Raw genomic sequence first — 11176 nt, 5'->3', positions numbered from 1 at the left:
AGATTGCCGTTGTCCTGCTTACCGTTGCGGGGGCAGCATCGGACTTGCACTGGCGTGACCAGGCTCACCGATTTCCCGTTTCACCCGTCGCGCTTTGCGACGGGCACCTGAAAAAAGTGTGGCAAGGCTAGCAACACCGGGGTAAGCGGTCAATGAAATCCATCAAAGGTCGACATGGTCGCAGGCCTCTGCCACTGCTATATTCCATGACTGACAATCATTTTTTCTTCGCCAAAACAGGGAGTTTTATGCAGGCCGAGCTGGTCGACATCCGCAATCACATGGCTCAATACTCGCCGTTTGACGAGATGACCGAGGAGCTGCTCGACAGGGTGGTGGGCGGTATTGAGGTAGTCTACTTCAAGGCCGGCAGCCAGATCCTGGAATTCGGCGAGCCCAGTAACTGGCTTTATTACGTGCGCAGTGGCGCGGTAGAAATCTATCGGCGTTCGGGCGAGCTGTATAACCGCATCAGCGAAGGCGAAATATTCGGCCAGTTTGGCCTCCTGATGAACCGGAAAGTGCGATTTCCGGCAAAAGCCCTGGAAGACACACTGGTCTACAAGATTCCGGGAGAAATCTTCCAGTACCTGTGGGAAAATGACGACAACTTCGCCGATTTCGTCGAGATTGAAGACCGCAGTCGCCTGCGCTCTGCCGTTTCCCGTCGGGAAAAGTCCAACCAACTGATGACATCCAAGGTTACCCGGTTGATTGCCCGGGAGCCGGTATCAGCGCCCCACACCGTTCGCCTGCAGGAAGCGGCGCGGATCATGACCGAAAACGGCGTCTCCGCACTGCTGCTGATGGACGAGGAAGGTGAAAAGCCCCTGCTCAAGGGCATCATTACCGACCGGGACCTGCGCACCCGGGCCCTTAGCGAAGCCCTGGCCTCGGAAACTCCGATCAGCGAGATCATGTCGGAGGATCTGATCACCATCCGCTCGAACATGTTCATATTCGAGGCCATGCTCACCATGCTGCACAACAATGTGCACCATCTTCCGGTGATGGATCGGGATGAGGTTCGCGGGGTGATTGCGCTGTCTGACATCGTAAAGTACGAGAGTCAGAGCAGCCTATACCTGGTCAGCAACATCTACCATCAGCAGGATGTAAAAGGGCTGAAGAAGATCAGCCTGGATGTGCGGGACAGCTTTGTTCGCATGGTGAACGAAGATGCCAACTCCCACATGATTGGCAGTGCCATGGCCGGCATCGGGCGCAGCTTTACACAACGTCTGCTGGCGCTGGGCGAGGAGAAACTCGGCCCCCCACCCGTGCCCTACTGCTTTATGGCCCTCGGCTCCATGGCGCGGGACGAGCAGCTGGTGGTCACGGACCAGGATAACGCCATGATCCTGGACGACAGCTTTGTGCCGGAAGAACACGACGAATACTTCCTGGCGCTGGCGAAATTTGTCAGCGATGGCCTTGCGGAGTGCGGCTATACCTACTGCACCGGCGACATCATGGCCACCAACCAGAAATGGCGGCAGCCACTGCGCGTCTGGAAGGACTACTTCACCGACTGGATTGATAATCCGAAAGCCGAGGCTCTGTTGAACAGCAATATTTTCTTTGATCTGGATGGCATCTACGGCGAGACCGACTTTGCCGAACAGCTCAAGACACTGGTGGCGGACAAAGCCAGCAACAGCCAGCGGTTCCTGGCAATGCTGGCGCGCAACGCCCTGAACCGCACGCCGCCGATCGGCTTTTTCCGGACTTTCGTGCTGGAAGAGGATGGCAAGCACCAGAAGACCTTCAACCTGAAACGTCGCGGAACAGCGCCCCTGTCGGATCTGATCCGGGTTCATGCCCTGGCCTGCGGCTCCCGTGCACAGAACTCGTTCGAACGACTGAAAGCCATTGGCAACACCAAGCTCCTGCTGGACGACGATCTGGGCAACCTGAGGGATGCGCTTGAGTTTATCTCCATCGTTCGTATCCGACACCAGGCCCTGGCAATCGAGGCTGACCGGCAGCCGGACAACAACGTACGGCCCGAAGACCTTTCACCGTTTGAGCGCAGCCATCTCAAGGATGCGTTCCAGGTAGTCAGCGGTGCCCAGAAGTTCCTGAAATTCCGGTATCACGCCGGGGTGGCCCGTAATGTCTAGTGAGGAGCAGGCCGAGAATTCTGTTACACGCCTGCCATGGCCCGAGCAATTCAAGGCCCTGGCGGAGCAGAGCAAGTCCCCGATTCTTAAAGCCTATTACGAGAGTGGGTGTGTGTCGCCGGAGACGCCCTTATCCGAGGTGCCCTTTGTCGCGCTCGATTTCGAGACCACCGGGTTGGACGCCAATCAACATTCGATTGTCAGTATCGGTCTGGTGCCGTTTACGCTCGACGGCATCCAGCTGGGCAAAGCCCGCCACTGGATCGTGCGGCCCAAGCTCCCGCTACACCAGACCTCGATTACTATCCACGGCATTACCCACAGTGATATCGACCAGGCCCCGGATTTGAACGATATCCTGAAGGATCTGTTTGCCAGCCTGAATGGGCGTATCCCCGTGGTTCACTACCGCAACATCGAGAGATCGTTCTTCGACGTTGCCCTGCAATGGCGCTTGGGGGAAGGAATCCGGTTTCCGTTGATCGATACCATGGCCATTGAGGCTCACCTGCACCCGGACCGAAACCCGTCACGCTGGCAACAACTGCTGGGGAAGAAGCCCGTGTCGATTCGCTTGGCTGATAGCCGGCTGCGTTATGGGCTGCCTCACTATGCCGCCCACAACGCCCTGATTGATGCGGTTGCCACGGCTGAACTCCTGCAGGCCCAGGTGTTGCACCATTTCAGCCGGGACACCCGGGTGGCGGATTTGTGGTTGTGAGTCAGGCGTCGCTCTCTGGTCTGACGTCATCAACCCATTTGCCATAACCGGCCTCTTCCATCTTCTCCAGCGGGATAAAGTCCATAGACGCGGAGTTCATGCAGTAGCGTAGTCCGGTTGGCGCAGGGCCATCGTTGAAGACATGGCCAAGGTGGGAATCCGCGTGGCTGCTGCGGATTTCCGTACGGGTCATGAAGAACGAGTTGTCCTCACGTTCCACCACCGCGTCTGGTGTGATCGGCCGGGTAAAGCTGGGCCAGCCGGTACCGGATTTGTACTTGTCCCGTGAAGAAAACAGCGGCTCGCCGGAGACAATATCCACGTAGAGTCCTGGCTTCTTGTTGTCCCAGTATTTGTTGTTAAACGCCGGCTCGGTGCCGTCTTCCTGGGTCACCTCGTACTGCATATCCGTCAGGCGCTGCTTCAGGACATCCTGAGCCGGCTTTTCAAAGCTTGCCGGATCGAAGCCAACGCCCATCTGGCCGGGCTCTGTGCTGGCGCTTTCATCGCCCACCAGATCGTCACTGGCGTCCACTGTGGCATTCTCCTGGAACCGGGTGTAATCGAGCTCGTAATCTTCGCCATACACCTTCTCGATAAACTGATAGCGTCCAGAGTTGAAGGTGTAGAAGTTGTAGCGCACCGGGTTTTTGTCGTAATAATCCTGGTGGTATTCCTCCGCCGGGTAAAATTTCTCAAACGGCACGATTTCGATCACCACGGGTTTCTCGTAAACTCCGGATGCCTCCAATTCTGCAACGGCCGCCTCGGCCAGGCGCTTCTGCTCAGCGTTATGGTAGAAAATAGCAGGACGATACTGCTGGCCGCGGTCCACAAACTGACCCTGATTATCGGTCGGGTCCATCATCCGCCAGAGCGCCTGCAACAAGCCCTCGTATGTCATTTCGTTGGGGTCGTAATAGACCTGTACCGCTTCGGTATGGCCAGTCTGCCCCGAGGCAACCTGCTTGTAGGAGGGGCTTGCCTCTTTCCCACCAGAATAGCCCGAGACTACTTCCACCACGCCCGGCACCCGCTTTTCGTACCCGGCCTCAACACACCAGAAACAACCGCCAGCAAAGGTCGCCACGGCCAGACCCGGTTGATCCGGTGCGTATTTGCTCATCTGCGACTCCGACTTTTCGGCAACCGCGTAGGTGGTGAACAGACCAACTGCAGAGACAAATGCCACTGCGGAAAACAGACCCATGATCTTGCGTTTCATCAGATATCTCCTTCACGCGATTCCATACCTACAGCGTAGGGCGGTGGATTCACGAAAACGTTCACCAGGTATTACGAATTCATAACGCTGTGGATTTTTCGCCGCCCGCGACCGAGCTGTCGCGGGCCAGGGGCAGCCAGACACTGAAAACGGCGCCATCGGCATTGCGTACCGAGAGTTTTCCCTGCTGCAGCGTCACCATTCGCTGGGCAATCGCGAGCCCCAGACCGGCATGGCCCGTCCTGGACGCACCTGCGGCCTGATAAAAGGGTTCGAAGATGTGCTCCAGGTGCTCATCATCGATACCGGGGCCAGCGTCGGCGACGGTAATTTGCGCACCCCCGGCCTGTTCGACAACGCCCAGTGTGATCTCCGTATCTTTCGGCGAATGGCTGAGGGCGTTGCTGATCAGGTTATCCAATACCCGCTCGGTCATGGCGATATCCGCCAGCACCTGGACCGGAGCGACGGAAACAATCGACAGGGCAACGCCTGCGCGCTCCGCCTCGGGTTGGTGCTTCTGCACCACGTCATGCAGCAGTTCGGCAACCACAAACGGTTCCGTCTTCGGCTGTTTCTCCCGGGCATCCAGTGCGGCAAGTTCAAACAGTTCCTCCACAAGACGACCAAGCCGGTGGCTTTCGGTCAGGGCCACATCCAGGAAACGTGCCCGCTCCTCGGCGGCGAGCGTGTCCTGTTTCATGCGCAATGCTTCGATATAACCCTGGATGGATGCCAGTGGCGTTCTAAGGTCATGGGAGACCTGGGCAACCAGCTGCCGGCGCTGGGCATCCTTGTGTTTCAGAAGGTCCAGCTGGGCAACAATTCGCTGGGCCATCTGATCGAACCGGGCGGCCAGGTAATCAATGTCATCGCCTTTGCCCGCCACCGCGGCGGCGCGCTCCGGAGACATGCCGCGCTCGAAGGATTCCACCCGCTCGGTCAGCCGCGACAGCCGACGCGTCAGCAACCGGAAGAACACCAGCCCGGCCAGCAAGCCGACGAACAGGCTCACCGCCAGCGCGCCCGCGCCTAACTGGAGGAGCCGGTTACTGTGCACCATGCTCTCGGCCAGGTCGTACTCCTCGCCGCGCAGAACCACGTACAGATAACCCGTTGGATCCGCAGCCGAAGGCACCGGCGTTACCGAGAAGACCTTCCGCCGGTCATGACTGCGCGGATCATCGCCGGGCAGTGGGTAAGCGCCCGGGTTTTCAAGCAGCGTGCGTACCGGTTCCAGGGATACCCGGTTGCGCTTGATCTTGTTCGGGTCGGCGGAGTAGGAAAGGATATTACCTTCGGTATCCAGCAGGTAGATTTCGATACTGGGGTTGATGGTCATGTACAGCTCGAAGAGCTGCTTCAGGGCATCGCGGTTGAGCTTGCCATCGGTAACCAGGTTGCGGTCAGACACCAGGTTACGGGCGAGGTCGCGGTTCAGCTGCTGGTTGACCGCAGCCGAGTATTCCCTCACCGAAGCCAGACTCAGAAAGGTAAAGAGCCCACCCACCACGAGCAGCAGCAGGAACAGACCGATCGCCAGCCGGGCATAAAGGGTGCGGAAGACAGACAGGGCCATCGCTAATCCATGAACCGATAGCCAACACCCCAGACCGTCTGGACGTATCGTGGGTCGGCGGGATCGGCTTCAATCTTGTTGCGCAGGCGGTTGATGTGGGTGTTCACGGTATGCTCGTAGCCCTCATGGTTGTAACCCCACACAGAATCGAGCAATTGCGCCCGGCTGAACACCCGGCCCCGATGGGAGGCAAAGTGCCAGAGCAGGTCGAACTCGCGGGCGGTCAGGTCCACTTCCCGATCATCCACAAACACTCGCCGGCGAACCGGATCAATCCGAAGCCCGTCCACCTCAATCTCATCAGCCTGACCGCCGGCAGGCGCTGCCTGAGAGAGTGCGTCTACCCGTCGGAAAAGCGCTTTGACGCGCGCTGCCAGCTCCGCCACGCTGAACGGCTTCGTCAGGTAATCGTCCGCGCCCATCTCCAGGCCCAGGACCCGATCCAGCTCTGTGCTCTTTGCCGTCAACATCAGAACCGGCACATAGCCCGGGCAGGCACGAATCTCGCGGCACACCGCCAAACCATCCAGGCCAGGCAACATCAGATCCAGAATAACCAGATCGACGCCGCCCTCACGGAACCTTTCCAGGCCGGTGTCCCCCCGGTCCACGAGCACGGGCTTCATTCCCAGATCTGAAACCTGCATACGGACCAGCTCACCGATGCCGGGGTTGTCTTCAATAATCAGTACCGTTCGCGTCATGGTGATGGGCTTCGCTGAATTTGCCGGAGGCTTTCGATGCTTTCATGGCAGAGTGTAGGCGGAAAAGTTCACAAAACCATCACAAGCCGTCAGAACCGCGCGCATAGCCGGCTCCGGGTTTAGCCGTTAAAATGAATCCAAATTCGGGCATGAGGTTTCAGTGGCAGACAAAACCGTAACCAGGGCAACACCGGCCGAGGCGTTCAAGCGAGCACGTCGCATGTGGCTCAAGGGTGAGCGCATTCACTTGGCGCCGCTGGCTGATGAGCTCGGAATTGGCCGCGCCACCCTGTTTCGCTGGGTCGGCAACAAGGATCTGCTGATCGGCGAGATTCTCTGGTCCCTGTACGAACCCCTTTGGCGACAGGCCATGGCCGAAACGCCCGGCACTGGCGTGGACTACATTGTCGGCGTGTACCGCCGCACCAACTCCGCGATCCTGCACTTCGAGCCGCTGCGGCGATTCATCAACCAGGACCCGGAATATGCCCTGAAGATCCTCACCTCGTCCCAGTCGATCCTGCACACTCGCACGGTCGAAACCAACACGCGGATGCTGAAAGACCAGGTAGCGGCCGGGCATATCAAGCCACCAATGAACATCTTCAGCCTGTCTTACTTCATGATTAGACTGGCAGAGTCCTGCCTTTACAGCGACATCATCGCCGGACGCGAACCCAGGGAAGCAGAATTGGAGGATGCCTGTACGGCCGTGCGGATTTTGCTTGGGGGGAAGGCCTAGGGCTTACAGGCTTTGGGGGCTGGCCCCGAGGCGAGGGTGTCTTTTCTTCTGGGAAAAACAACTCGCTTCGCTCAGACATTTTTTCCCGGCAGAAAAGACACCCCCACCCCGTGGCCGATCTAACTCTCAGGGCCACCGATCGGCAGCCCAGCCTATCGGCATTTACAGCTGCAAAGACCGGATTTCCAGAAACTCCTCCAGTCCCCACTTGCCAAATTCGCGGCCGATACCGGAATGGCCGAAGCCGCCAAACGGTGCCATCGGGTTAAACGCACCACCGTTCACGAATACCTGGCCAGTGCGCAGCTTGCTGGCAATTTTCTTGGCCTTGGCGTCGTCGCCGGACCAGACTGCACCGGAAAGGCCGTACTGGGTGCCGTTGGCGATTTTCACCGCTTCTGCTTCGTCGTTGTACGGGATCACGCACAGCACCGGCCCGAAAATTTCCTCCTGGGCGATGCGGCTGTCCGGTTTTACGTTGCCGAAGACGGTCGCCTTGACGAAGTAACCTTTCTCGCATCCCTCGGGCGCTTCCGGCCCACCGGCGATGAGCTTGGCACCTTCCTGGATACCCAGTTTGATGTAGTCGATCACCTTGTCACGCTGCTGGGCAGACGACAGCGGGCCCAACCGTGTGGTTTCTTCCAGCGGGTTACCCGGGGTCATTTTAGCCACGGCAGCGGCGGCCAGTTCACAGGCCTCGTCGTGCTTGTCGGCCGGAACCAGCATGCGGGTGAGTGCGGTGCAGGTCTGGCCGGAGTTCAGCAGGCAGTTGTTGATGGTACCTTTAACAGCAGCCGCCAGGTCGGCGTCCGGGAGGATCACGGAGGCGGATTTGCCGCCCATCTCCAGAGCAAAGCGTTTGAAGTCATCGGCTGCGGCGTGGGCGATCAGGTTGCCGGTGCGGGTGGAGCCGGTGAAGGACACCATGCGCACATCCGGATGCTTGATCAGGGTATCACCCACGGTATGACCATAGCCGCACACCATGTTGAACACGCCCTTGGGCAGGTCTGTGCCATCGAGGATCTCGGCAAGGATAAACGCCGTCTGGGGGGCGATCTCCGAAGGCTTGAGCACCACGGTGCAACCGGCCGCAATCGCCGGAACGATTTTCAGGATCACCTGGTGCAACGGGTAGTTCCAGGGGGTAATGCAACCAACCACACCGACCGGCGCATATTGCACCTCGGAGTTGCCGGACTGTTCGGTAAACGGGAAGTCGGGCAGCAGTTTCAGGTAGCTCTTGGTCACGGCTGCCGGCATACCAGCCTGGATCGGCGTGGCCAGCTTGATGGGCATGCCCACTTCCCGGCAGACGGTCTCGGCGATTTCCGGCGCGCGCTCTTTCAGGCCCGCGTGCAGCTGTTCCAGCACCTTGATCCGTTCTTCCAGGGTGCTTTCCGACCAGCTTTCAAACGCCGCATCGGCGGCGGCAATGGCCTGTTCCATTTCATCCGCGCCGGCGGCGGGAACGCGGGCAATCACGTCACCGGTGCCAGCTTCGTGAACGTCGATCATGTCACCGGCCCAGCTAACCCATTGGCCGTTGATGTAGTTCCTGTTCAGCTCGTTCATGCTTCCCCCTTCATTCAAATACGATAACGCCACGGGCGTTCTTGCCTGCCACCATATCATCGAACGCCTGTGCGGCTTCTTCTATGGTGTAGGTACGGGTAACCAGTTCATCCAGTTTGAGTTTACCAGCCTTGTAAAGACCCAGGATCCTGGGGAAATCGTGCTGCGGCCTTGCCGAACCCAGCCAGCTGCCTTTCAAGGTTCGCTCGTCCGCCGGCAGGGTGAGGGTGGTCAGCGAGGTCTTGTCCTTCGGATCTGCCACACCCACGACCACGGCGGTACCGCCACGGCCCAGACTCTTGTAGGCCTGTTCCACCACCGGCCCGGCACCGACGCATTCGAAGGCGTAGTCAACGCCGCCGGTCATTTTCTTCACAGCCTTGGCGGCGTCCTCCACCTCGTTGATATTCACGGTGTGGGTGGCACCAAACTCTTTCGCCATCGCCAGCTTGGCGGGGTTGCTGTCCACCGCCACGATCATCTCGGCGCCGGCGGTCACGCAGCCCTGGATCGCGTTGAGGCCAACGCCACCGATGCCAAACACGGCGGCTCGGGAGCCGGGCTCCAGCTTTGCCGTATTGAAGACAGCGCCGACACCGGTCATCACAGCGCAACCCACCAGGGCGGCGTTCTGCATCGGCACGGTTTCGTCCACTTTCACGCAGTTGTCCACGTGCATGGTGGCGAACTCGGCCATCACGCCGCAGGCGCCGAAGACGTTCAGGGGCTCGCCGTCCGCGCCTTTGGTTCTGACCGTGCCATCCGGCAGGTTGAACATGGCCTTGCGGGCGTTCTCACAGAGCACCGGGCGGCCACGAACACACTGGCTGCATTTGCCGCACATGGATATGAAGGTACTCACCACATGGTCGCCTTCCTTGAAGGCCGTGACGCCCTCACCGACTTCGACAACCACGCCTGCGGCTTCGTGCCCCAATACAAGGGGAGGCGGGTAGGGAATCTTACCCGTGGTGGCGGACAGATCGCTGTGGCAAACGCCGCAGGCCGCGATCTTGATGGTGATTTCATCCCGCTTGGGACCTTCCACCGTGATGGTTTCCACCTGAACAGGCTGCCCCCATTCCCGGCAGACGACGGCTTTTGCTTGTCTGTCCATGCATTTCCCCTTTTGGTCAACAAGGGGTCGAAAGAAAGCATTCTTCTGACCCCGATCTCATACAGGCCGGCTTCAAACCACCTCGAACAGGCCAGCAGCACCCTGGCCACCGCCGATGCACATGGTGATCACCACGTATTTCGCCCCACGGCGCTTGCCTTCGATCAGGGCGTGGCCTGTCTGGCGGGCGCCGGTAACACCAAAGGGGTGGCCGATGGAAATTGAGCCGCCGTTTACATTCAGCTTCTCCATGGGAATGCCCAGGCGGTCACGACAGTAAATCACCTGCGACGCGAAGGCTTCGTTCAGTTCCCACAGATCAATGTCATCCATGGTCAGACCATTGCGCTCAAGCAGGCGCGGAATCGCATACACCGGGCCGATGCCCATCTCATCCGGCTCACAACCCGCCACAGCGAAGCCACGGAAAATACCCATGGGTTCAATGTTGTGCTTCTCGGCATAGGTGCTGTTCATCACCGTGCAAACGGAGGCGCCGTCCGACAGCTGGCTGGCGTTGCCCGCCGTGATGAACTGCTCCGGACCACGCACCGGCTCCAGACCCGCCAGGCCCTCAAGGGTCGTATTCGGGCGATTACACTCGTCACCTTTCAGGGTCACCTGCTTTTCACTGACCTCACCGGTTTCCTTGTCCTTGACCAGCATGGTGGCATCGAAAGGCACGATCTCATCGTCAAACTTGCTAGCCTGCTGGGCCGCCGCCGTGCGCTGCTGGGAGATCAGCGAATACTCATCCTGGGCTTCACGGCTGACGTTGTAGCGCTTGGCGACAATATCCGCCGTCTCAATCATCGAAAGGTACAGCTCGGGCTTGTTCTTCATCAGCCACTCGTTGGTGGCGTGGAAGCTATTGATCTTCTCGTTCTGCACCAGGGAAATGGACTCAACGCCCCCGGCCACCATGGCGGGTACTTTCTCGGACACCACCCGCTGTGCCGCCAGGGCAATGGACTGCAACCCCGAGCTGCAGAACCGGTTAATGGAGAACCCGGCAGTGGTCACCGGAAGACCGGCGCGGATGGCCGCCAGACGGGCAATATTCCGGCCCTGGGCGCCCTCCTGGTAGGCCGCGCCCATGATCACATCCTCAACAATAGACGGATCAATACCTGCGCGCTCAACAGCATGCTTGATAACGTGACCTGCCATATCCACGCTGTGCGTGTTGTTCAAAGAGCCCCGGTAGGATTTCGCAAGGCCGGTGCGCGCGGTGGAGACGATTACTGCATCAGACATAACAATGCCCTCAATTTTTGAAACATGTAGGTCGGGTTAGCCTAAACACTCAGCTAAGCCGGTCGTGGGGCGGGGTGTCTTTTCCGCCGGGAAAAGATGTCTGAGCAAAGCGAGTTGCTTTTCCCAAAGG

At 59.1% G+C, this 11176-nt stretch carries 9 protein-coding genes and 1 riboswitch (1 of these 10 cut by a window edge); of the genes, 3 read left to right on the top strand and 6 right to left on the bottom strand.

Going from position 1 to position 11176, the window contains the following annotated elements; all coding sequences use genetic code 11:
• A riboswitch (cobalamin riboswitch) is annotated at positions 1 to 126 on the bottom strand; it reaches 83 nt to the left of the window's first position.
• Positions 127 to 248: 122 nt separating this feature from the next.
• Together B2W52_RS08035 and B2W52_RS08030 are read left to right on the top strand one after the other, a co-directional pair.
• Positions 249 to 2123, top strand: a complete 1875-nt coding sequence (locus B2W52_RS08035; RefSeq protein ID WP_286802444.1) for a putative nucleotidyltransferase substrate binding domain-containing protein — start codon at positions 249 to 251, stop codon at positions 2121 to 2123.
• The gene (locus B2W52_RS08030) at positions 2116 to 2844 is read left to right on the top strand and encodes a 3'-5' exonuclease (protein ID WP_008177073.1); all 729 of its coding nucleotides are present in this window, start codon (positions 2116 to 2118) and stop codon (positions 2842 to 2844) included. The genes B2W52_RS08035 and B2W52_RS08030 overlap by 8 nt, the downstream gene beginning before the upstream one ends.
• Before the next feature lies 1 nt (position 2845).
• On the opposite strand, the gene msrB is transcribed toward B2W52_RS08030, so the two are convergent.
• From msrB to B2W52_RS08015, 3 genes are all read right to left on the bottom strand, one after another.
• Entirely contained in the window at positions 2846 to 4069 is a 1224-nt protein-coding gene (msrB, locus tag B2W52_RS08025) for a peptide-methionine (R)-S-oxide reductase MsrB (RefSeq protein WP_008177071.1), read from the bottom strand.
• 79 nt (positions 4070 to 4148) lie between these two features.
• Positions 4149 to 5648 carry a sensor histidine kinase gene (locus tag B2W52_RS08020; RefSeq protein WP_273069117.1) on the bottom strand — a complete coding sequence of 500 codons (1500 nt, stop codon included), beginning with the start codon at positions 5646 to 5648 and terminating at the stop codon, positions 4149 to 4151.
• Positions 5649 to 5650: 2 nt separating this feature from the next.
• Positions 5651 to 6352: a response regulator transcription factor gene (locus B2W52_RS08015; protein WP_092031318.1), complete on the bottom strand. Its 702-nt coding sequence runs from the start codon at positions 6350 to 6352 to the stop codon at positions 5651 to 5653.
• 160 nt (positions 6353 to 6512) lie between these two features.
• Between B2W52_RS08015 and B2W52_RS08010 the strand changes: the two genes are divergently transcribed.
• A complete protein-coding gene (locus B2W52_RS08010) occupies positions 6513 to 7094 on the top strand; it encodes a QsdR family transcriptional regulator (RefSeq protein ID WP_014579065.1) in 582 nt (193 codons plus the stop codon).
• A 162-nt stretch (positions 7095 to 7256) separates the two neighbouring features.
• Here the strand turns inward: B2W52_RS08010 and B2W52_RS08005 are convergent, their stop codons facing one another.
• The 3 genes from B2W52_RS08005 to B2W52_RS07995 form a co-directional block, all read right to left on the bottom strand.
• Positions 7257 to 8672 carry an aldehyde dehydrogenase family protein gene (locus B2W52_RS08005; protein ID WP_008177061.1) on the bottom strand — a complete coding sequence of 472 codons (1416 nt, stop codon included), beginning with the start codon at positions 8670 to 8672 and terminating at the stop codon, positions 7257 to 7259.
• Positions 8673 to 8682: 10 nt separating this feature from the next.
• A complete protein-coding gene (locus B2W52_RS08000; RefSeq protein ID WP_008177059.1) occupies positions 8683 to 9789 on the bottom strand; it encodes a zinc-binding dehydrogenase in 1107 nt (368 codons plus the stop codon).
• 72 nt (positions 9790 to 9861) lie between these two features.
• Positions 9862 to 11046 (bottom strand): acetyl-CoA C-acyltransferase, encoded by a 1185-nt coding sequence (locus B2W52_RS07995; RefSeq protein WP_053113658.1) that lies wholly within the window; start codon positions 11044 to 11046, stop codon positions 9862 to 9864.
• Positions 11047 to 11176: the final 130 nt, after the last annotated feature.

The organism is Marinobacter sp. UBA2498 (assembly GCF_002341575.1).
GTDB lineage: Bacteria > Pseudomonadota > Gammaproteobacteria > Pseudomonadales > Oleiphilaceae > Marinobacter > Marinobacter manganoxydans.
Note: the sequence above shows the minus strand (reverse complement) of the source record. Positions and strands in the feature narration are given on the sequence as shown.